Origin of the sequence: Tessaracoccus massiliensis (genome assembly GCF_000826065.2) — a bacterium.
GTDB lineage: Bacteria > Actinomycetota > Actinomycetes > Propionibacteriales > Propionibacteriaceae > Arachnia > Arachnia massiliensis_A.
Map to the genome: position 1 here is coordinate 497,094 of NZ_LN623543.1, position 20,759 is coordinate 517,852.

A 20,759-nucleotide genomic window follows, 5' to 3' on the forward strand; every position below is an offset into this window, starting at 1 on the left:
CCTTCCCAGCCCGCAACGTCGGATCGTGTTTGAGGTACCGATAGCTGACCAGCACCGCGAAGAAGCTAGCGACCGGGCCACCCCTGGGGTACCCGTCCCGCGTTTCGGTCTCAGGCAGGTAGGCGCAGCAGATAGGTGTCGTGCACCCACCCGTGGTGCCCGGCGAGTTGGGCGCGCAGGGCGGCGATCTCGTCGATGACCTTGCCGAGCGGCCCGTTGGCCAGCACCTCGTCATCGGAGCCGAGGTAGGCGCCCCAGTAGATCTCCAGGTCCGGGAACTCCTGCACCAATCCGCGGCAGGCCAGCTCGGCGTCGTCGAAGACCACCACGTCGCCCAGCTCCGGGCGATACTCCCCCAGCAGGCGGGCCCCGGTTGTCAGGTGTACAGGCGAGCCGGTCAGCGCCAGTTGGTGTGCCGCGGCGAGCACCTGCAGCGCGCTGACTCCGGGGATCACCTTGACCCGCAGCGCCATCTGGGCGCGCAGCGCGTCGATGACCCGCAGGATCGAGTCGTAGAGCGCCGGATCCCCCCAAGCGAGGAACCCGACCACGCTGCCGTCGGGGAGGCCGCCCATCAGCTGCTGGTATGTGTTCCGGCGGGCCTCGTCCAGCTCGGAACCGGCCGATTCCTGTGCCGGGTTGAGGACCGTGATGATCCGGTGGGGGCGCTTCACATGGCGCCGGATGAACTCGCTGCGCCGCCAGACCAGGTCAGAGTTGTCCTCGGGTTGATCCGCCACCAGGAACACGTCGACGCGGTTCATCGCCTCGACGGCGTCCAGCGTCAGCTGGCCGAAACCGCCGGGACCCATGCCGATGACCAACACCTCGCGACTCACAGGCACCACCCTAGCCACAGCACTAGGCTGGGGGAATGGACCCCCGACCTGGCACCGCGCCCGCGCTCGTCTCGTCGTCCCGCGCCCGCTCCGGAATCCTGAAGCGGTTGACGGCGGCCACCTCTGAGATGAACACCGCCACCCTCACCGCGCTGGTGGCCCGGCATGACTGGTTCAACCAGCTCGACGCCGAGTCGCGCTCCTGGATCGGCATCCTCGCCCGCTCCGGGATCGACGGGTTCGTCACCTGGTTCTCCGGCCAACCGTTCGACGCCGAATCCATCTTCGACGCGGCCCCGCGCGTGATGGCGCGGCGCATCACGCTGCAGCAGACGGTGGACCTGGTGCGCACCACCACCGAGGTGGTCGAGGAACAGATCCAGCACCTCCTCCCCCGCGGCGACAGGCAGCCGTTGCAGTTGGGGATCGTGCACTATTCCCGGGAGATCGCCTTCGCGGCTGCGGCCATCTACGCCCGAGCCGCGGAGTCGCGCGGCGCGTGGGACTCTCGGATCGAGGCCACCATCGTCGACGCCGTCGTGCGTGCCGAGACCGACGAGTCGGTGATGTCGCGGGCCTCCACCCTGGGGTGGGACACGGATTCCAAGGCGGTGGTCGCCATCGGCGGCGCGCCGGATACCGACGTGCTGGAGACGCTGCGCCGGGCAGCCGCGAAGCTCTCGCTGGAGATGCTCGCCGCACTCCAGGGCGACCGGCTCGTGTGCATCTTCGGAGGCGACGGCGTGGGTGACCCCGTCGAGACCTGTGAGCGCATCGGCGAGTTGCACGACCACTTCGCGGCCGGGCCCGTCGTGGTCGGCCCCACTGCGGACAACCTCGCCGGCGCGCCGCGCTCCGCCAGGGCCGCGGCCTCCGGCTACCGCGCCGCCAAGGCCTGGCCGGAGGGCCCTCCCACCCTGTTGGCGTCGGATTTGTTGCCCGAACGCGCCCTGGCCGGCGACGGTCACGCGCGTCGCACGCTGGCCGGCGAGATCTACCCGTCGTTGGCGGCCAGCAAGGAACTCCTCGAGACCTGCGTCGGCTTCCTGGACTGCGGCTCCTCGATGGAGGCCACCGCTCGCGCGCTGTTCGTGCACCCCAACACCGTGCGGTACCGCCTCAAGCGCATCCAGGACGTCACCGGCTACAACCCGGCGGACGCCCGCGAGGCCTACGTGCTACGCATGGCGATCACCTTGGGCCGCCTCAACGCCTGAATGACGCCGACGTAATTCAGCGCACCCGACAAACCTGAAGGCAGGTGCACCACGTACCAACGGGGAGCCTCTTGTCGGATAGTGACAAGGACCGTGCCGGGATTTTCGTGACATTCGATCCCGCGTCCCGCGGCGGAACCGGGCAGGGTTGACGTGTGCTTGTGATCGTCGCGCCCGGACAGGGCGCCCAGACCCCCGGATTCCTCTGCCCCTGGATCGCTGACCCGGCCCTCGCCGACCAACTGGCCAGGCTCTCCGACGTCAGCGGGATCGACCTCGCCCACTACGGCACGCAGGCCGATGCTGAGACCATCCGCGACACCGCAGTGGCCCAACCGCTGCTGGTCGCCTCAGCCTTGCTGACCGGGCGCGCGCTGCTCGGCGACGACGTGGCGAAGGTGGGAGCGCTGGCCGGCCACTCCGTCGGCGAACTTGCCGCCATGGCGCTGGCCGGAGCGATCACCGACGACGACGCCCTCGTCCTCGTACGGGAGCGCGGCCTGGCGATGGCAGAGGCCTCCGCCGCCCGCCCCACCTCCATGACCGCCGTCATCGGGGGCGATCGCGACGAAGTGCTCGCCGCGATCGAGGCCGCGGGCCTCACCCCGGCCAACAACAACGGCTCGGGGCAGATCGTGGCCGCGGGCACCGTCGAGCAACTCGAGGAACTGGCGGCGACCACGCCGAAGCGGGCGCGCCTGTTCCCCCTGAGCGTCGCCGGGGCCTTCCACACCGTTCATATGGAGCCGGCAGTCGCGCGCCTGCGCGACGTCGCCGAGGCCATCACGCCCCGCAACCCCACCACCACACTGCTGTCGAACCGCGACGGCGCGGTGGTCGAGACCGGCGAGGAGGCACTGAGCCGCATGGTCAACCAGGTCGCCAACCCGGTGCGCTGGGACCTGTGCATGGAGACCATGGCGCAGCGCGGCGTCACCGGTTTCCTGGAACTCACCCCCGCCGGGACCCTGACGGGGATCGCCAGGCGCAACTTCAAGGGCGTCGAGTTGTTCAACCTCAACACCCCCGATCAGCTCGACGAGGCACGCGCCTTCGTCGCCAACCACACCGAAGCGGAGTGACCACCGTGGCACTGACACCCTCAACCGGCGCACAGTTCGCGCGCATCCTGTCCGTGGGCGGCGCCCGCGGCAGCCGCGTCGTCACCAACGAAGAGATGTGCACGATGATCGACTCCACACCGGAGTGGATCCAGCAGCGTACCGGTATGACGGAGCGCCGCTGGGCCGCCGAGGGCGAGGACGCGGAGTCGCTGGGCCTGGCGGCCGCGGCCAAGGCCATCGAGCGCGCAGGTCTGCAGCCTTCCGACATCGACGCGATCATCGTCGCGACGGTGTCGCACTTCATGCAGACCCCGTCGCTCGCCACGATCATGGCCGCCAAGCTCGGTATGGAGGCTCCGGCCGCGTTCGACATCTCGGCCGCCTGCGCCGGCTTCTGCTACGGCGTCGGCATCGCCGAGTCCCTGGTGCGCTCCGGCTCGGCCGGGCATGTCGTCGTGCTGGGCGTCGAGGTGCTCTCGCGCTACACCAACCTGGAGGACCGCACCACCGCGTTCCTGTTCTCCGACGGCGCCGGCGCCGTCGTCATCGGCCCCTCCGATGAGCCGGCCATCGGCCCCACCGTCTGGGGTTCCAAGCCGGATGCGCACGAGGTCATCGAGATCGACGACTGGCGCACCATCGAGGCTGACGGCCACCCCTACATCCACATGGATGGCCGCGAGGTCTTCAAGTGGGCCACCGGCGCCATCGTCGAGAAGGCCGTCGAGACCCTCGAGGCCTCCGGGCTCACCCCCGAGGAACTCGACGTGTTCATCCCCCACCAGGCCAACAACCGGATCACAGATTCGATGTTGCGCCATCTGAAGCTGCCCGAGGACGTCGTGGTGGGCCGCGACATCATCCGCATGGGCAACTCGTCGGCGGCCTCCGTGCCCCTGGCGATGGAGGCGCTCCTCGAATCCGGGGAGGCCAAGAGCGGCGACAGCGCGCTGATCATCGGCTTCGGCGCGGGCCTCGTGTTCGCCGGGCAGACCGTCCTCCTCCCCTGACCACCAGCACCACCCCACCGAAATAGAAGAAGAAGGAGCCATCATGGCCAGCACTGAAGAGATCCGCGCCGGTATCGCCGAGGTCGTCAACGACATCAACGGCAACGCCATCGAGGACGTCACGCTCGACAAGTCGTTCGTCGACGACCTGGGTGTCGACTCCCTGTCGATGCTCGAGATCATCAACGACCTTCAGGACAAGTTCGACATGGAGATCCCAGACGAGGACGCCAAGAACCTCAAGACCGTCGGCGACGCCGTCGCCTACATCGAGCGCGCTGCCAACTGATCGCAGCCGCTGGTTGAGCCGGGCAGGTAACGAAGAAGCCTGCCCGGCCGACCCCCCTCCCACGCTTCGCTCACCTCAGCCTCACGCACCCCACTCCCCGAGGAGACACATGTCCGACACCATCGTGATCACCGGCATCGGCGCCACCACCCCGCTGGGCGGCGATGTCGCCAGCACCTGGGAGGGCATGCTCGCCGGGCGCTCCGGCGTGGTCGCCCTCGAGGAGGAGTGGGCCAAAGACCTCCCGGTGCAGATCGCGGCCAAGGCCGCCGTCGACCCGGGTGAGATCCTTCCCCGCGTCGAGGCCCGCAAACTGGACCGCTCGACGCAGCTCGCACTCGTGGCCGGCCTGGAGGCCTGGGCCGACGCCGGCTTCGGCCTGGGCGAGGACAACGCCGTCGAGCGCGACCGTCTGGGCGTCGTCTGCGCCACCGGCATCGGCGGCCTGCACTCCCTGCTGGGGCAGTGGGACAACATGAACGAGAAGGGACTTCGCGGCGTCTCCCCGTTCACCATCCCCATGCTGATGGCCAACGCGCCCGCCGCGAACCTGGGCCTGCGGATCGGCGCCCGCGCCGGCATCCACACCCCGGTCTCCGCCTGCGCCTCCTCCAACGAGGCCATCGCGTGGGGCCTCGACATGCTCCGTCTCGGCCGCGCCGACGTCGTCGTGGTCGGTGGCGGCGAAGCCGTCATCCACCCACTGCCCATCGGTGCGTTCGCGAAGATGCAGGCGCTGTCGCGCCGCAACGACGAGCCCACCCGCGCATCGCGTCCCTGGGACGTGGGCCGCGACGGCTTCGTCCTCGGTGAGGGCGCGGCCATGATGGTGCTCGAACGCCTCGATTCGGCCAAGGCCCGTGGCGCGAAGATCTACGCGACGCTGCGCGGCGCCGGCATCTCGGCGGACGGCCACGACCTCGTGCAGCCCGATCCGGAGGGCTACGGCCAGTCCCTCGCCATGACCCGCGCTCTTGAGGAGGCGGGGCTCACTCCTTCGGAGATCGTGCACGTCAACGCGCATGGCACCTCCACGCCGCAGGGCGACGTCACCGAGGCAGGCTCCATCCGCAACGCACTGGGCGCTGACGTCGACCACGTGGTGGTCAACTCCACCAAGTCGATGACCGGCCACCTCCTCGGCGGCGCCGGCGCGCTCGAGACCCTGGCCACCGTGCTGGCGCTGAGGGACCGCGAGGTGCCCGCCACCATCAACGTCGACAACATCGAGCCCGATCTGGGGATCGACGTGGCCACGGAGAACCGGAAGCTGCCCGACGGGGACCTTGCCGCGGTCAACAACTCCTTCGGCTTCGGGGGCCACAACGTCGCCGTCGTGGTCACCAACGAGAACGTCACCGCCTGAACTGTCCCTAGACTGGCTCGGTGCCAGCCTCGTCCCTCCTCGACCTCGCCACCCGGCTCTTCTGGCGCGCCACCGGCCGGAGGGTCGACCTCGACGGCCAGCACAGCTGGCTCGGCGCCCCTACGAGCGCCTCCCCTGTTGTCGGCGACAGCTGGCTCGAAGCCTTCGCCCGGCCCAGGGGGTGGCGGCTGGATCCCCGTCCCGATGCGGGCCTGTTGCCGTCGCTGTCAGACCTCGATGGCCCCTCGTTCCTCGCGGATCACACGCCCGCTGCGGTCCGCTCCTTCTACGAGTCCACCGCACGGTGGCAGCTCGACGTCTGGAGCCAGTGGAGCCCCATCTTCCAGCCCTTCGGCGCGATCATCGGCGGCCTGTTCGGCCGCAGGGTGCAGCAGTTGGCGCTGCCCATCCGGCCGCTCGACGTCGCCCACGGCATGGACAACCGGGTGGTCCCCTTGATGGACGGCCAGGGCTCCCAGCGGGCCGCAGCCTGGATCCGCACCATCAGGGCCACCGGAGAGACGGCCTTCAGCGGCTGCTATACCGTCGGGACGCTGCCCGGTCATCCTCAACCGCTGGTGCACGTGTCGTTCCCGCTGGAGTCAGGCAACGTGCAGGTCTACCTGACGCCGGTCAACCACGCCGACGGCTCCGTGTCGCTGGTGTCAGGGGCGGGGCGGTTCGGCGAACCGGGCACGTACGTCGTCGTCCAGATGGGAGGGCGCCACTATGCGCGGCGCATCCCCATCCACGAGGCGTTCCATCTCTACGTCGACGCCGACGGCGTGCTGCGCACCGATCACGAACTGCGGCTCGGGAGGTTCACGGTGCTGCGCCTCCACTACCGGCTCACCTGACGCGGCTCGTCCCCCTCTCGCGCTCAGCCGCAGCCCCAGCCGCCCACCCGGGTCAAGTAATCCACAGGCGCGCGATTCCCTCTTCCGTTCATTTCTCGGGCAACCCAGAATCGAGCCATGGGAATTCGCTACTACGCCTATCCAGTTGCTCCAGAAGACACACACGCAGCCCAGGAGAACCCCGCGCGGTTCATCGCTGCTGACCCACTCGCCGATGCCTGGGGACTCGTGCCTGTGAGGTTCGCCATCGACATGCGTGAGCGCGGTTGCGGTCTTGTCTACACCATCGGGTGAGGTAACGAATCATGGCCGCCATGCCAAACCTAGATTTCTGTAGACAACCTGACTATCCTGCATTGATGAAGTCCATCTCAGTCGGTGAACTGCGACAGAACCCCACACACATGCTCGACGCTGTCGAGATGGGGGAGTCATACAGCGTGACCAGACACAACCGAGTCATCGCTCGAGTCGTCCCCGTCTCCTCTTCCGCAACGATCATTCCGGCGAAGAAGCAGGGTGGTGCACGCACGGGCACGCTGACGCCGGTCAGGCTGCCGGCTGAACTCTCCCTGGACGAGCTCATTGGGGAACTCAAGGGCGAGTGGTGAGCACCTACTACCTGGACTCTTCGGTCGCCGTGCATGTCGTGGTGGGGACGCCCACAGCCACCTCATGGTTTGACGCCGTCACAGCCGAGCCAGCTACGCAGGTGATCTCATCGCGCCTGCTTCGCACGGAACTGACGAGGGTGCTGCGACGGCTGGGGGAACCGGTGGCCAGACGCGAGGCCATCCTCGACCATGTGGGCATGATCCCCCTCGATCATGCGGTCCTGCTTGAAGCCGAAGCGATCGCACCCCACGTCAAGACGCTGGACTCAATTCACCTTGCATCTGCTCTACGCAGCGGCACCGAGGACATCGTGGTGTGCACGCACGACGAGAACATGAAGTCGGTGGCGCTCCTGATGGGGATGGCGGTCCACGACCCGGTGACCGGTTAGCTGTACCGACCTAGGGCACGTCCTGCTCATTCGATCGGCAGGGCGATACGGTCGACCAGCGGCCGGAGGTATCCGGACCACTCAGCCAAGGTGTCCTCATCCGCGACTTGACGCCAGGCGTGCATCCACTGCGGGCTGGCCATGCGCATCGCCAATTCCAACTCGTCCGCGCGAGCGGGCTCGCCCCAGGCCTCCAGGGAGAACAGCTCCCCCCGCGGCCCGCACCTTCCAGATCGCACCCCAGGCCCGCTCACGGACGACCTCGATGGAATCGACCCGGCCTAGCACGCCGGCAAGCCAGCGCCGGGCGCGCTCGTCGCGTTCGGTCACACGACCTGGTGCAGCCAGCGGACCGGGGCATCCTCGGCGGCGTGGCGGAACACGTCGAGTTCCTCGTCCCACGGCACTCCCAGCAGGCGCTCGAGCGCGTGGTGGATGGGCTCGCCGCCCAGCGCGTCGTTGGCGACGGCGTGGCGCAGCCGGTCTTCGGGCACCAGGATGTCGCCGTGCACGCCCACGACGGCGTTGAAGGCCCCCAGTGCGGGGGTGAAGCAGTAGCGCTGGCCGTCGGTGGAGGCCGTCGGCTCCTCGGTCACTTCGAAGCGGAGGTGGCCGATCTGCCTGAGCGCCGATGACAGCACGGCGCCGGAGCCTGGGGCCCCTTCCCAGGAGAACTCGGTGCGCTGCGCACCCGGCTCGGCGGGCTGCGGCGTCCACGACAACTCGAGGCGTCGGCCCAGGGCCGAGCCCAGCGCCCATTCGACATGAGGGCACAGCGCTGCCGACGCCGAATGGATGAGGATCATCCCCCGCGCCTGGCTACTCGACGTACGAGCGTTCATTGTGGTTGTACCTCCTGGTTGGGCTGGATTGCCTTCCCCTGCGATCAAGCCCAGCCAGTCGGTCGCCCCATTGTGCCCATGTTTCAGCGCGACACGCAATGCACTTCCCCATCTCGGCCCTTACCGTGAGCAATTGGATGGGGTCACGGAACAGGAACAGCGTTTTGTCGGCGTGTCGCAGCCGTGACCCCATCCAATTGCTCACGGCGGGTCCCGGCTGCCCGGGCAGCTAGGCTGGTGGGCATGCGCCCGAGTCTCGAATCAGTGCTCAACTATCCCGACGCCATCAGCCAGGTGCAGGCCACCCGCAACGGCGTTCTGTGGCTGGCCACCATCGCCGCCGAGGACGGCAGGGTGACGGTGCGTCAGCGGTCCCACGACGGCGAAGTGACCGACCTCACTCCTGAAGCCAACGTGCGCTCCCGCACCATGGAGTATGGCGGCGGCGCGTACGCCGCCAACCGTGAGCAACTCGCCTACTGCGACGACCGCACCCGCCAGGTGTGGCTGCTCGACGCCGACGGTACGCGTCGCCCCCTCACGAAGCCGGACTCGCCCTATGTCTACGGCGGGCTGCACCTCAGCGTCGCCAACGGCTTCCTCCTCGCCGTGCGGGAGGACCACTCCGCCGAGCCGGAGCCACGCACCGAGATCGTGAGCCTGCCCTTGGACGCCGAGGCCCCCTCCGACGGCCGGGTGATCGCCTCGGGCGCCGATTTCTACGCCGGCCCCACGGTGATGGGCCGCTTCGTCGCCTGGTATCAGTGGAACCACCCGGACATGAGCTGGGACACCGCCGAGGTCTGGAAGGCCCCCATCGGCGACTACTGGGATGCCTACCCCGCCTATGCGCAGGAGGGCGTCTCCGCCCTCTATCCCCTCGGGCTCAGGGAGCTGCAGGCCTGGGCCTTCGTCACCGACGAATCCGGCTACTGGAACTGGCGGCTGGAGAGCGGCGAACAGTGGCGCGTCGACCACGACTGCGCCGGCCCCACCTGGGTGCTCAACCGCGCGGTGGCCGCCGCCGTCGGCGACCGGACGCTGGCCTCCGTCGAGTACATCGACGGCAAGGGCGTGCTGGCGCTCTGGAACGTCGAGACGGGCGAGGTGACCTACCCTCTTCCGGGAACCACCGACATCGAGTCCATCGCCGCCTACCGCGACTGCCTCTACGTGGTGGCCGAGTGGGCCGACCGGCCCGCCACCCTGCTGGAGGTCCAGCGCGACGGCGAGTTCAGGATCCTCGCAGGCCCCACCAAAGCTGCCAACACCTTCGCCGCGGCCCCCGTCGCCGTCTGGGCGGACGGCACCGCGGGACCGGTGCACTCCTGGCTGTACCTCCCGGAGGTGGCCAATCCTCCGATGATCGTGCTCACCCACGGCGGGCCGACCGCCATGGCCAACGCCTCCTACAACGCCACCACCCAGTTCTGGGCCTCCCGCGGCTTCGCGGTGCTGGACGTGAACTACTCCGGGTCCACGGGCTTCGGCCGCGAGTACCGCGACCGGCTCCGAGGCACCTGGGGCGAACTCGACGTCGACGACGTGGCCACCGCCGTCCGGGAGGTCACCGGCCAGGGGCTCGCGGACGCCGCCCGGGTGGCCATCACGGGCGGCAGCGCCGGCGGCTTCACCACGCTGCGCTCGCTGACCACCACCGACGTCTACGCAGCCGGCGTCAGCCGCTACGGGATCGGCTACCTGCCGACGCTGGCCACCGACACGCACAAGGCGGAGTCGCGCTATCTCGACGGCCTCATCTCGCCGTGGCCGGACGGCCGCGACGTCTACGAAGAACGCTCCCCCATCAACCACCTCGACAGGCTCAGCACCCCCATGCTGGTGCTGCAGGGCCGCGACGACAAGGTGGTGCCGCCAGCCCAGGCCGAGCAGCTCGCCGAGGCCGTGCGCGCCCAGCGGCTTCCGCTGGCGCTGGTGATGTTCGACGGCGAGGGCCATGGCTTCCGCGGCATGGCCGCGCGTAGGCAGGCGCTCGAGGCGCAGGTCTCGTTCCTGGAGCAGGTCTTCGGGATGGAACACAGCGACGACGTGCCGCGGCTGGAGATCGAAAACCTCAACGTAGGTTGAGTCGGGGGCCGAAGATGGCGGTGCCGATGCGCACACACGTCGAGCCATGCGCGATGGCGATGCGGAAGTCGCCCGACATGCCCATGCTCAGCTCGTCGTAGCCGCCGCCGACGGCGTCGCGGATGCGGGCCTGAGCGTCGACGAGCCGCTGGAAGCAGGCCGCGACCTCGGCCTCGTCGTGGCTGAACACCGCCATGGTCATCAGCCCGCGGACGTCCAGCCCTTCACGCCCCTGCAGGGACCTGGCGAACCCGACGGCGTCCGCCGGCGCGATGCCGGACTTCTGCGGCTCCCCCGAGGTGTTGACCTGGACGAGCACCGGCAGCCGCCGCCCCAGCGCCTCACAACGCCGGTTGAGCTTCTCCGCCAGGCTCAACGACTCCAACGACTGCAGCTCAGCGGCCAACTCAGCCACGGGCTTGACCTTGTTGGACTGCACCGGCCCGATCACGGCGAACCCGATGCCTTCGTCCGCGAGTTCAGCATGCTTGGCGGCCATCTCCTGCACCCGGTTCTCGCCGAACAGGGTGCACCCGGCCGCATGCGCCTCCCGGATCTGGTCCGCAGGGTGGTACTTCGACACCGGCAGCAGCCGCACCGACGACGGGTCCCTCCCGGCGGCGAGTGCGGCGTCGTAGATGTCGGCCCTGACCCGGGCCAGGTTCTCGGTGATGCTCACGGCCAGCGGGCTCCCAGGGAGATCACGCCCAGCGCGGCGAGCACGGCGAAGATGATGGCCAGGCCCGCGTAGCGGTCCGTGACCTCCGCAGGCACCCGCTCGCTACCGACGGACTCGCGGATGGCGTCGTAGACCTCGTTGAGCTGCCCCGCCGACTCTGCGGCGTACTTCTTGCCACCCGAAAGCTTGGCGACCTCGTTGAGTTCCCAGTGGTCAACGGCCACGCGCTGGCGCTGACCGTCCTGCACCACGTAGCCGTTGTCGGTGCCGAAGGCGATGGTGTAGACCGGCACGCCCTGATCCTTGGCGGTCTCCGCGGCACCGGCGGAACTACGGCCGATGTTGGTGGCACCGTCGGAGAGCAGCACGATGGCGGCCGGAGCCACCGCCTCGGGATCGTTCGGGTCCGGTGGGACGAGCTTGAGCGCGTCGAGGCTGCGGTAGACGCCCTCGCCCACCGCCGTGGACGGCGCCAGCAGCAGCGCATCGATGGCACGGTGCACCACACCCCGGTCCACCGTCGGCGGCACCACGAGATCCGCGGTGCCGGCGAACGAGACCAACGCCACGTTGAACCGCGGCGGCAGGGAGTCGACGAACTCCTTGGCCGATTGCTGTGCCGCCTCGAGCCGGTTCGGCTCGACGTCCTCCGCCTCCATGGACCACGATACGTCGATGGAGACCACGACGGTGGCCCGGTCGCGCGGTTGGCTCACGTAGTCCTGCGGGATGGCCCAGGCGATGATCAGCGACGCCAGCGACATCAGCGCCAGCAGCACCGCGCCATGCCGCTTCCAGGCGGCGTCCTTGGGGACGACGAGCTTGAGGCGGGAACTCATGGGCCGCTGCTTCGACGTGCGGCCGGAGAGCACCACGTACAGGACGCCGATCAGCGGGATGATCACCAGGCCCCACAGCCGGTGCGGGGCCATGAACTCCATCATGAGGTGCATCATCGGGGCCACCTCGCTGCCATGAACACGGCACCCAGCGCGGCGACGACGGCGAAGCCGAGCGCCACGAACGCGTAGGTGGCGGTGATGGGTTTGGCCACGTCCTCGTACCCGATGACTGAACCGATGTCGCGGTAGGCCTCCGCGAGGGCGCCGCGGTTGTCGGCGTCGACGGCGCGGGCCTCGGTGGCATCGGCGATCTGCTTGAGCGTGGCGGTGTCGGGAGCCACGTTCTCGCGCTGCCCGTCGATGTCCACGAAGCCGTTCTGCGTGCCGTAGGCGATGGTGAACACCGGGGTCTCCTGAGCCTTCGCTGCGCTCGCCGCACCCATCGGTTCGGGGCCCTCCGTGTTGGTGCCGTCGGAGAGCATGATCATCATCGCCGGGGCAGGCTCCTCGCCCTCGCCCGCCGGCGCCATCTCGACGGCGCGCAGGCCGGTGGTGATCGCGTCACCGATGGCGGTGCCGTCGGCCAGTTCCAGCGCCCCGATCGCGCGTTCGACGGCGCCGCGGTCCGTCGTCGGCGGGATGGCGATCGTGGGGCGCCCCGACATCGCCACGACAGCGACGTTGAAGGAGTCCGGCAGCCCCTGCACGAACTCGGTGGCCGCCTGCTTCGCCGCATCCAGGCGGTTGGGATCCACGTCCTCGGCGGACATCGACAGCGAGGTGTCGACGATCATCACGACGGTGGCGCGTTCCCTGGGCACCTTCTCCGTGCCCAACGGGTTGGCGTAGGCCAGACCCAACGCCACCAGCGAGCACAGCGACATCGCCACGAACACGTGGCGGGTCCACCTGCGCTGCGAGCCGACGACGCGGCCCAGCACACCTGTGTTGGTGAAGCGGAGCGCCACGCGGCCTTTGAGGCGCAGGACGATGAGGTAGGCGATGATGAGCACCGGCAGGAGGGCCAGCGTCCACAGCCGTTCAGGGTTGGCGAAATCGGGGATCCAGGACCAGAGCCAGCTCACTTGCTCACCCCCTGCGGCGGCTGGTGCAGCATGCCGGCGACCTTGCGGTACTGCAGCACGAAGCGGGCGATGTCGGCGACCCAGTCTCGGTCTGTGCGCAGCTGGATGTGGCCTGCGCCCGCCCGCCGCACCGCCACCTTGATGCGCTCGCGCTGGGCGCGGGTGGCGGCGTCCATGCGGCGCTTGGCCGCCTCGTCGGAGGTGTTGACGTAGCGGGCGAACGACGTCTCCGGGTCACGGATGAGCATCTCGCCCACGTCGGGGAACTCCAACTCGTGGCGGTCGATGACCTCGATGCACAGCACCTGGTTACGCACCGCCAACCGGCGCAGTGCACGCTCCCATGGCGGCGGCACGGAGGGGTCGAGTTCGGCGTCGCCGGGGGTGAGGAAATCTGAGACCACCACGCGCATGCCGCGGCGACGCTGCGAACGGGTGAGTTGCTCGATGCCGTCGTCGAGTTCCAGGGTGCCGGGGGTGTTGTCCGGCACGATGGGTTCGGTCAGCATCTTGCGCAGCAACCCGTACAGGGCGGTGCGCCCCGAGCGGGCGGGCAGCCGCTTGACCTCGTTGGGCAGCATCATCATGCCGCCGAAGCGGTCCCCCATCTTCTGCGACAGGAAGCCGATGGTGGCGATGGCCGCGATGCCCAGGTCCCGCTTGGTGATGCCCTCGGTGCCCCAGTTCATCGACGGCGTGACGTCGAGCAGGGCCCACACCTCAAGCTCGCGATCCGCCATGGTGTCGCGCACGTGCGGCACGGTGGTGCGCGCGGTCACGGCCCAGTCCATCTTGCGCACGTCGTCCTGGCCGGGGTGGTAGATCCGGGCGTCGTTCGTGTCTGAGCCCGGGCCGGGCAGGAGCCCCAGATGGTCGCCCTGCAGGAAGCCCTCGAGCCGGCGCACGATCGTCAACTCCAACCGACGCAGCGCAGCTTCGGGGGCCAGCTTGTTGAGCGGCACCGTCGGCCCCGTGGGCGTGCGCAGCACGGAGTACTCGGCGCCCTCCGCGCTGGGCACCGCCAAGGGCGGCCCCTGCGGAGGAGGGCCGTCGTAGGTGAAGCCCGGCTGTGCCAAGGGTCAGCTCCGGCCGGGCTGGTGGGCGTGTGCCTGGTGGCTGGCCTGGCGCTGCTGCTCGTTCCACACGGGGGTGGGTGCGGGCACCATGGCCAGGATCCGGTCGACGACATCGGTGGGGTTGACGTTGTCCGCCACCGCGTCGAAGCCCAGCACGATGCGGTGCGCCATGACGTCCTTGGCCACCGCCTGCACGTCTGTGGGCAGCACGTAGTCGCGGCCGTTGATCAGCGCCAGCGCGCGGGAGGCGGCAACCAGGCCGAGGGTGGCTCGCGGCGAGCAGCCGATCTGGATGACGCCTTCCAGGTCGGGCATGTCGAAATCCGACGGCGTGCGCGAGGCGAGCACGAGGCGCACGATGTACTCGGCCACCAGGTTGTGGACGAACACGTTGGAGGCCATGTCCTGCAGGTGGCGCACCAGATCCGGGTTGAGCACGCGCTGGGCCTCCGGCGGGGAGACGCTCATACGGCGCAGGATCTCGAGTTCCTCGTTGCCGCGGGGATATGGCACGTCCACCTTGACCAGGAAGCGGTCGCGCTGCGCCTCGGGCAGCGGGTAGACACCCTCGGACTCGATGGGGTTCTGCGTGGCGATGACGATGAACGGCTTGGGGGCCGGGTAGGTGACGCCGCCGATGGAGACCTGCTTCTCCGCCATGAGCTCGAGCATCGCGGACTGCACCTTGGCAGGCGCGCGGTTGATCTCGTCGGCGAGGACGAAGTTGACGAAGACGGGGCCCAGCTCGATCTCGAAGCTCTCCGATTTCGCGGAGTAGATGCGGGTGCCCACGATGTCTGACGGCACCAGGTCCGGCGTGAACTGGACACGGGCGAAGTCTCCACCCACGACCGTGGCGAACGAGCGCACCGCCAGGGTCTTCGCGACGCCGGGCACGCCCTCCAGGAGACAGTGGCCCTTGGCGAGCAGCGCGACCATCAGCTGCTGCACCATGTGTTCCTGGCCGACGATGATGCGTTGCACCTGGCTGATGGCCTGGCCCAGCACCGTGGCCGCGTCAGCGACGTTCTGCGGCAGCTGGGTGACTTCGGTAGGCGGTTGGCTCACGCAAGACTCCTTCAGGATGGGGATCCGCGCTCAACGATAGCGCCCCTCTCGGACCACCAACTCTATGCAGCCCACGCCCGCGGCGTCGATGCGGTTGCTTGGCCGGTGTGGTTCGATAGATCTCGATGAGCACGCACGACGAGACCGGCCCTGCCTCTTATACACATCTCCCGCCCTCGGGCGGGCCGGAGCAGCAGGGCTTCGTGCTGGCCGCCCATCATCCCCTCCGCGACGAGGATCCGCCGAAGGTGGGCGACTTCTGGCTCGACGCCCGGCTCACCGCCACGCCGGCCGGCACCGCGTTCGTCGCCCACGAGGAGGGCGGAGACTCCGTCATGCTGCTCCTGCTGTCCGAGGGCGCCTCGCGCGACCCGGCGGCGCGCGCCCGGTTCGCCGGCGAGGTCAACGCCATGCACATCGACACCGTCGTGGCCCGCGGCGGTGAGGATCAGGACGAGGGACGCACGGCCGTGCGCTTCCGCAGCGAGGACGACGACCCCACCCTCGCCCACCTGCTGCCGCTGGCCCCCTGGGCGGCGCTGGCCTTCGACGGATCGCTGTCGGCGGTGCGCGAGGCCGACAGGGTGCTGCGCGCCATCGACCTGTCGGTGGTGCCCCCGCTCAGCAAGCCGTCGGGCCCGGACTACCGGTTGCACTGGATCGACAAGACCGGGCACGGCGCAACACGTCTGTGGCCGCTGGCCTGGCCCGCCCGTCGGGACCGGGCGTCGTGGATCACGATCCTCGTGGCGTTCCTCATCATGGCGCTGCTGTCTGCGCTGGCGCTGCTGATGGCGATCCTGGCGTTCCAGAACCAGCCACCCGTCGACGCGCCACCGCCCATCCCGTCGCCCGCGGAGGGCGAGGGTTCAGGGGATCCGCAGTCCGGGGACCCGCAGGATCCGCAGTCGGCCAGCCCGCAGTCGGGCGACCCGTCAGACCCCTCATCGGGCAGCCCCACCGGCCCGGACGGCGGGCCCTACAGCCATTCCCCCTCCATGGGCGTCCCAGACGATTCGGATTCTGGCGACGGCGGTCCGAGCATCAATCCCAAGCTCTGAGCCGGTCTGCGGCGGCGTATATGCTGTCGGCCGACGGGGCATTAGCTCAGCCGGTTAGAGCAGCGGACTCATAATCCGCCCGTCGCGGGTTCAAGCCCCGCATGCCCCACTCAGGCTGAGGCGACGGCGGCCGCGAGGTCGCGCAGCCAGGCCGCCACGCCGTCGGGCCCCTCGGCCAGCACATCGGCCTGCTCAGCCACGACGGGTTGTTCCGCCGATCCGCTGACCACGATGCAGGTGGTGAGCCCCTCGTCGCGCAGTTCGCGCAGCAGCTCGAAGGCGGGGAGATCGCCCAGGTCGTCGCCGCACATCGCGATGGTGGTGGCCCCGGTCTCCGCCACGAGGGCCCGCAGGGAGTCGCCCTTGGTGAGCGCGGAGGCGCGCAGTTCCAGCACGTTGCGGCCCGGTTCGAGGATGAGGCCGTGCTCCGCGGCCACGTCCATCAGCAGCGGGGTCAACGTCACGTAGGCGCCCTCCGGATCCGTGCTGCGCCTGGTGTGCACGCCCAGCGCGCGGCCCTTGTCCTCCAGCACCACGCCGTCGAAGCCGCATCCGGCGATGATCCGTTCGACGGTGGGCCGGGCGGCCTCAATGGCCTCGGGCACCACGTTGGGCGTCTCGTCGCCGGTGGCCGCGTCCCAGCGCTCCGCGCCGTACTGGCCCAGTACGATCAGCCGGCCCAGGCCGTCGCGTTCCTCGAGCCGCCCGAGGCGGCGCACGACGGCGACCCCGCGGCCGGTGATGATCGCGATGTGCCCCAGTCGCTCCCCCAGCTGGCCCAACGCCTCGGCTGACCCGTCGTGGAGGCGCGAGTCCTCCGGGTCGTCGACGATGGGCGCCAGCGTGCCGTCGAAGTCGAGGGCCAACAACACCGAGGAGGGAGCTCCGGCGGCGGCGGTCAGGAAGCTCCGGGCATGGTCGGTCACTGCGGTCCAGCTCATGCCTCTACCCTGCCATGACCCGGGCGAGGGGATAGACCGCCTGCGCAATTGCGATTCGGTAAGGTGGTAAGCGACCTAGGAGGAAACATGTCCGAGCGCGCACGCTTCGTCGTCGTCGCCAACCGGCTCCCCGTCGACCGCGTCACCGATGACGAAGGAAACGTCGACTGGCGCACATCCCCCGGCGGCCTCGTCACCGCACTTGAACCCGTGATGCGCCGCATGGGTGGCGCGTGGGTGGGGTGGCACGGCGCCCCCGATGAGACGGTGGAGCCCTTCGACCATGACGGCTACTCCATCGTGCCCGTCCCGCTCAGCGCCGAGGAGTATGAGGAGTACTACGAGGGCTTCTCCAACGCGACGCTGTGGCCGCTCTACCACGACACCGTGGCTTTCCCCGAGTTCCACCGCGAATGGTGGGACGCCTATCTCACCGTCAACCGCCGCTTCGCCGAGGCCACGGCAGAGGTGGCCGACGAGGGCGCCGTCGTGTGGGTGCAGGACTACCAACTGCAGTTGGTGCCGCAGATGCTGCGCGAGCTGCGCCCGGATCTTCGGATCGGCTTCTTCCTCCACATCCCCTTCCCGCCCATCGAGCTGTTCCAGCAACTCCCGTGGCGCAGGCAGATCATCGAGGGCCTGTTGGGGGCGGACCTCGTGGGCTTCCAGGTGCCCGGCGGCGCCCAAAACTTCCTACGGCTCGTGCGCAACCGCACCAAGCGCCGCGTCGAGCGCGACCGCGTGACCATCTCCGGCTCGCACACGTGCGTCGCCCGCGCGTACCCCATCTCGATCGACACCCAGGGCTTCGCCGAACTCGCGAAGTCGCCCGAGGTGATCGCCGAGTCCGAGGCTCTCCTGGAGGAGTTGGGCCACCCGAAGAAGATCTTCCTCGGCGTGGACCGGCTCGACTACACCAAGGGCCTGCGCCAGCGGATCCGTGCGATGGGCGAGCTGTTCGAGGAGGGCAAGCTGGATCCCGCCGAGGCGGTGTTCCTGCAGGTGGCCACGCCCTCGCGCGAACGCGTCGAGGAGTACAAGAAGCTCCGCGACGACATCGACCTGCTCGTTGGGCGCATCAACTCCGAGGTGGGTGGCGTGGGCCGTCCCGCGATCTCGTATGTGCACGCCGGCTTCCCGCGCACCACGATGGCGGCGATGTACCGCATCGCCGACGTGATGGTGGTCACCCCCCTGCGCGACGGCATGAACCTCGTGGCCAAGGAGTACGTGGCCTGCCGGCCCGACACCAACGGCGCACTGGTGCTCAGCGAGTTCGCCGGCGCCGCGCGGGAACTGAAGCAGGCCTACATGGTCAACCCCTACGACCTCAACGGCATGAAGGACGTGCTGTTGCAGGCCGCCACGGATTCGCCGCGCAACAGGCAGCGCCGGATGCGCGCGCTGAAGAAGCAGGTGGAGGGCCACACCATCGAGAAGTGGGCCGACGACTTCCTCGGCGACCTCCAGAACCCCGTCGACACCGTCTAGTTCAGAGCCTCGAACTTACGCGCCCACGCGGAGCGGATCGGGTTGGCATCGGCCACGAGCGCGTCGAAGCGACGATCCGCAATGTTGGCCACCTCACCGATCGCCTTGTGCAACTCACGTTCGGGCGACGCCTCGACCCGCAGCCACCCCTGCTCGATGACCGCGTCGAGGGTGGTGGTGGCGCCGAGCGCCACCACGAGCGGCAGCGAGAACTTCTCCTGGTACGCCGCAGCGACGGCGAGCAGCGATTCCCGGTCGTGGTCGTCCATCCTGTCGGCTGCCAGCGACCCGGTTTCGGTCAGCGCGGCGATGTCGGCCGGCGTGTGGCCCGGATCCTCGTCGAGCAGCAGGTCGGCGATGTCGCGGTACTGGCCCACGAGCGCGCGCTGCTGTTCCGGAGAGCCTCCCATCAGCGCGTTCTGGAAGGCGGCCCGAAGATCGGCAGAGGAGGCGAAGGGCCGCGACCGGTACGCCGCGCGGATGGGCCAGCTCTCCCCCGGATACAGCCCCTCGAACGTCTCGACGAAGCGCTCCTCGTCCATGGCGTTGATCTGCGCGAGGTTGAGCGGATCCGCGCCCGCCGTCGCGACGTCGGGCCCCTTACGCGCGCCGACGTGGAAGAACAGCAGGTTCAGGATGATGGCGGCGATGGCGCCGATCGTGACGCCGGAGCCGAAGAAGATCTGCGCCCAACCGGGCACGGCCTCCGCGATGCCGGGCTGGAGCGTGACGAGCATCGCCAGCGCCACGGAGGTGGAGACGATCACCTGGTTGCGGTTGTCGTGCAGATCCGCCTTGCCGAGCGTCTGGATGCCGACGAAGGCGACGTTGGCGAACATCGCCAGCGACGCCCCGCCCAGCACGGGGGCGGGGATGGCGGCGACGATGGCGCCGGCTTTGGGGAGGATGCCGAGGATGATCATGAACACGCCGGCCATGGCCACCACCCAGCGCGACTTCACCCGCGTGAGTCGCACCAGGCCGACGTTCTGCGCGAAGCAGGTGTAGGGGAAGGAGTTGAGCACGCCGCCGATGGCTGTGGACAGGCCGTCGGCACGGAGCGCCCCCGCGATGTGCTTGGGCGTGATGCGCTTGCCGACGACCTCACCGGTGGCGAACACGTCGCCGGTGGTCTCGACGGCGGTGATGGCCATCACGATGAGCATGGACACGATCGCGGCGAAGGTGAACTTCGGCATGCCGAACCAGAACGGGGTGGTCACACCCACCCACGAGGCGTCGCCCACCTGCGTGAACGACGTGTCGCCCAGCAGCACCGCCACCAGCGTGCCCAGCACCAGTCCCATGAGGACGGCGATGGTGGCCATGAAACCCTTGAAGAAGCGCTGCATGAGGACGATGACGCCCAGGGTGGCCAGGGCGTAGGCGAGGTTGCGGGTCAGTTCGCCGCCGGAGGCGACGTCGCCGCTCGCGCCGCGCACGATGTCGCCGGCAGACACACCGATCAGCGTGGAGCCCATGACCGTCAGCAGCGTTCCGGTGACGACGGGTGGGAAGAAGCGGATGAGCTTGGAGAAGTACGGGGCGATGAAGAACGTGGCCAGGCCGGCCACGATGATCGAGCCGTAGATCTCCGGCAGGCCCTCGCGCCCACCGCCTGCGGCCAGGCCGATGGCGATGATCGGTGAGACCGCCGTGAAGGTGACGCCCTGGATGAGCGGCAGGCGCACGCCGACCTTCCAGAAGCCGACGGACTGGATGATGGTGGCGATGCCGCAGGTGAACAGGTCCGCGTTGATCAGGTGGATGAGGTCCTGCGTCGACAGATCCAGCGCACCCGCGATCACGATCGGCACGATGACGGCGCCGGCATAGAACGCCAGCACATGCTGGAGACCGAGCACTGCCAGCTTCGGCGCCGGGGGCACCTGGTCGACGGGATGGACGCGGCGCTCCACGGTGGCGGCGGACATGGGC

The 20,759-nt window shown here is 69.1% G+C and carries 21 protein-coding genes and 1 tRNA gene; 13 read left to right on the forward strand and 9 right to left on the reverse strand.

Going from position 1 to position 20,759, the window contains the following annotated elements; translation table 11 throughout:
• Positions 1-110: 110 nt before the first annotated feature.
• On the reverse strand, positions 111-839 hold the full coding sequence (gene cobF, locus BN1186_RS12840; RefSeq protein ID WP_052460153.1) for a precorrin-6A synthase (deacetylating): 729 nt from the start codon (positions 837-839) through the stop codon (positions 111-113).
• Between the two features lie 128 nt (positions 840-967).
• Between cobF and BN1186_RS12845 the strand changes: the two genes are divergently transcribed.
• The 9 genes from BN1186_RS12845 to BN1186_RS12880 all read left to right on the forward strand — a co-directional run bounded on the left by BN1186_RS12845 (position 968) and on the right by BN1186_RS12880 (position 7,648).
• Entirely contained in the window at positions 968-2,056 is a 1,089-nt protein-coding gene (locus BN1186_RS12845) for a PucR family transcriptional regulator (RefSeq protein WP_246043341.1), read from the forward strand.
• A gap of 155 nt (positions 2,057-2,211) precedes the next feature.
• Positions 2,212-3,138 (forward strand): ACP S-malonyltransferase, encoded by a 927-nt coding sequence (locus tag BN1186_RS12850; RefSeq protein ID WP_040284406.1) that lies wholly within the window; start codon positions 2,212-2,214, stop codon positions 3,136-3,138.
• A complete protein-coding gene (locus BN1186_RS12855; protein WP_425471509.1) occupies positions 3,135-4,130 on the forward strand; it encodes a beta-ketoacyl-ACP synthase III in 996 nt (331 codons plus the stop codon). The genes BN1186_RS12850 and BN1186_RS12855 overlap by 4 nt, the downstream gene beginning before the upstream one ends.
• A 43-nt stretch (positions 4,131-4,173) precedes the next feature.
• Positions 4,174-4,419 (forward strand): acyl carrier protein, encoded by a 246-nt coding sequence (locus BN1186_RS12860; RefSeq protein ID WP_040284407.1) that lies wholly within the window; start codon positions 4,174-4,176, stop codon positions 4,417-4,419.
• Between the two features lie 109 nt (positions 4,420-4,528).
• A complete protein-coding gene (locus BN1186_RS12865; protein ID WP_040284408.1) occupies positions 4,529-5,785 on the forward strand; it encodes a beta-ketoacyl-[acyl-carrier-protein] synthase family protein in 1,257 nt (418 codons plus the stop codon).
• Between the two features lie 20 nt (positions 5,786-5,805).
• Complete coding sequence (locus BN1186_RS12870) at positions 5,806-6,642, forward strand: hypothetical protein (RefSeq protein ID WP_040284409.1); 837 nt, start codon at positions 5,806-5,808, stop codon at positions 6,640-6,642.
• Between the two features lie 117 nt (positions 6,643-6,759).
• Entirely contained in the window at positions 6,760-6,936 is a 177-nt protein-coding gene (locus BN1186_RS15615) for a hypothetical protein (protein ID WP_180349081.1), read from the forward strand.
• A gap of 11 nt (positions 6,937-6,947) precedes the next feature.
• Positions 6,948-7,253, forward strand: a complete 306-nt coding sequence (locus BN1186_RS12875) for a type II toxin-antitoxin system Phd/YefM family antitoxin (RefSeq protein ID WP_218975479.1) — start codon at positions 6,948-6,950, stop codon at positions 7,251-7,253.
• Complete coding sequence (locus tag BN1186_RS12880) at positions 7,250-7,648, forward strand: type II toxin-antitoxin system VapC family toxin (protein WP_218975480.1); 399 nt, start codon at positions 7,250-7,252, stop codon at positions 7,646-7,648. The genes BN1186_RS12875 and BN1186_RS12880 overlap by 4 nt, the downstream gene beginning before the upstream one ends.
• Positions 7,649-7,974: 326 nt before the next feature.
• On the opposite strand, the gene BN1186_RS12885 is transcribed toward BN1186_RS12880, so the two are convergent.
• Positions 7,975-8,454 carry a DUF3145 domain-containing protein gene (locus tag BN1186_RS12885; RefSeq protein ID WP_246043316.1) on the reverse strand — a complete coding sequence of 160 codons (480 nt, stop codon included), beginning with the start codon at positions 8,452-8,454 and terminating at the stop codon, positions 7,975-7,977.
• A gap of 279 nt (positions 8,455-8,733) precedes the next feature.
• Between BN1186_RS12885 and BN1186_RS12890 the strand changes: the two genes are divergently transcribed.
• Positions 8,734-10,578, forward strand: a complete 1,845-nt coding sequence (locus BN1186_RS12890; protein WP_040284414.1) for an alpha/beta hydrolase family protein — start codon at positions 8,734-8,736, stop codon at positions 10,576-10,578.
• Here BN1186_RS12890 and BN1186_RS12895 read toward each other — a convergent pair.
• The 5 genes from BN1186_RS12895 to BN1186_RS12915 all read right to left on the reverse strand — a co-directional run bounded on the left by BN1186_RS12895 (position 10,565) and on the right by BN1186_RS12915 (position 15,328).
• Positions 10,565-11,257 (reverse strand): YggS family pyridoxal phosphate-dependent enzyme, encoded by a 693-nt coding sequence (locus BN1186_RS12895; RefSeq protein WP_040284415.1) that lies wholly within the window; start codon positions 11,255-11,257, stop codon positions 10,565-10,567. The genes BN1186_RS12890 and BN1186_RS12895 overlap by 14 nt on opposite strands.
• Entirely contained in the window at positions 11,254-12,210 is a 957-nt protein-coding gene (locus tag BN1186_RS12900) for a VWA domain-containing protein (protein ID WP_040284876.1), read from the reverse strand. The genes BN1186_RS12895 and BN1186_RS12900 overlap by 4 nt, the downstream gene beginning before the upstream one ends.
• Positions 12,210-13,184 (reverse strand): VWA domain-containing protein, encoded by a 975-nt coding sequence (locus tag BN1186_RS12905; RefSeq protein WP_040284416.1) that lies wholly within the window; start codon positions 13,182-13,184, stop codon positions 12,210-12,212. The genes BN1186_RS12900 and BN1186_RS12905 overlap by 1 nt, the downstream gene beginning before the upstream one ends.
• The gene (locus BN1186_RS12910) at positions 13,181-14,170 is read right to left on the reverse strand and encodes a DUF58 domain-containing protein (RefSeq protein WP_425471526.1); all 990 of its coding nucleotides are present in this window, start codon (positions 14,168-14,170) and stop codon (positions 13,181-13,183) included. Before BN1186_RS12910 ends, BN1186_RS12905 begins: the two co-directional genes overlap by 4 nt.
• A 93-nt stretch (positions 14,171-14,263) precedes the next feature.
• Positions 14,264-15,328 (reverse strand): AAA family ATPase, encoded by a 1,065-nt coding sequence (locus tag BN1186_RS12915; RefSeq protein WP_040284418.1) that lies wholly within the window; start codon positions 15,326-15,328, stop codon positions 14,264-14,266.
• A 125-nt stretch (positions 15,329-15,453) separates the two neighbouring features.
• Between BN1186_RS12915 and BN1186_RS12920 the strand changes: the two genes are divergently transcribed.
• Positions 15,454-16,389 carry a hypothetical protein gene (locus BN1186_RS12920; protein ID WP_052460155.1) on the forward strand — a complete coding sequence of 312 codons (936 nt, stop codon included), beginning with the start codon at positions 15,454-15,456 and terminating at the stop codon, positions 16,387-16,389.
• A 35-nt stretch (positions 16,390-16,424) separates the two neighbouring features.
• Positions 16,425-16,498: transfer RNA gene (locus tag BN1186_RS12925), tRNA-Ile, on the forward strand.
• 1 nt (position 16,499) lies between these two features.
• Here BN1186_RS12925 and otsB read toward each other — a convergent pair.
• On the reverse strand, positions 16,500-17,330 hold the full coding sequence (otsB, locus tag BN1186_RS12930) for a trehalose-phosphatase (RefSeq protein ID WP_040284419.1): 831 nt from the start codon (positions 17,328-17,330) through the stop codon (positions 16,500-16,502).
• A gap of 87 nt (positions 17,331-17,417) precedes the next feature.
• On the opposite strand from otsB, the gene BN1186_RS12935 reads away from it, so the two are divergent.
• Complete coding sequence (locus BN1186_RS12935) at positions 17,418-18,821, forward strand: alpha,alpha-trehalose-phosphate synthase (UDP-forming) (protein WP_040284420.1); 1,404 nt, start codon at positions 17,418-17,420, stop codon at positions 18,819-18,821.
• On the opposite strand, the gene BN1186_RS12940 is transcribed toward BN1186_RS12935, so the two are convergent.
• A complete protein-coding gene (locus BN1186_RS12940) occupies positions 18,818-20,755 on the reverse strand; it encodes a solute carrier family 23 protein (RefSeq protein ID WP_040284421.1) in 1,938 nt (645 codons plus the stop codon). The genes BN1186_RS12935 and BN1186_RS12940 overlap by 4 nt on opposite strands.
• Positions 20,756-20,759: the final 4 nt, after the last annotated feature.

Excerpts from the sequence above, each read along its gene's own strand:
- BN1186_RS12935 (WP_040284420.1), top strand. The coding sequence starts at position 17,418 with ATGTCCGAGCGCGCACGCTTCGTCGTCGTCGCCAACCGGCTCCCCGTC.
- BN1186_RS12900 (WP_040284876.1), bottom strand. The coding sequence starts at position 12,210 with ATGCACCTCATGATGGAGTTCATGGCCCCGCACCGGCTGTGGGGCCTG.
- otsB (WP_040284419.1), bottom strand. The coding sequence starts at position 17,330 with ATGAGCTGGACCGCAGTGACCGACCATGCCCGGAGCTTCCTGACCGCC.
- BN1186_RS12845 (WP_246043341.1), top strand. The coding sequence starts at position 968 with ATGAACACCGCCACCCTCACCGCGCTGGTGGCCCGGCATGACTGGTTC.
- BN1186_RS15615 (WP_180349081.1), top strand. The coding sequence starts at position 6,760 with ATGGGAATTCGCTACTACGCCTATCCAGTTGCTCCAGAAGACACACAC.
- BN1186_RS12860 (WP_040284407.1), top strand. The coding sequence starts at position 4,174 with ATGGCCAGCACTGAAGAGATCCGCGCCGGTATCGCCGAGGTCGTCAAC.
- BN1186_RS12890 (WP_040284414.1), top strand. The coding sequence starts at position 8,734 with ATGCGCCCGAGTCTCGAATCAGTGCTCAACTATCCCGACGCCATCAGC.
- BN1186_RS12875 (WP_218975479.1), top strand. The coding sequence starts at position 6,948 with ATGGCCGCCATGCCAAACCTAGATTTCTGTAGACAACCTGACTATCCT.
- BN1186_RS12940 (WP_040284421.1), bottom strand. The coding sequence starts at position 20,755 with ATGTCCGCCGCCACCGTGGAGCGCCGCGTCCATCCCGTCGACCAGGTG.
- BN1186_RS12865 (WP_040284408.1), top strand. The coding sequence starts at position 4,529 with ATGTCCGACACCATCGTGATCACCGGCATCGGCGCCACCACCCCGCTG.
- BN1186_RS12920 (WP_052460155.1), top strand. The coding sequence starts at position 15,454 with ATGAGCACGCACGACGAGACCGGCCCTGCCTCTTATACACATCTCCCG.
- BN1186_RS12885 (WP_246043316.1), bottom strand. The coding sequence starts at position 8,454 with ATGATCCTCATCCATTCGGCGTCGGCAGCGCTGTGCCCTCATGTCGAA.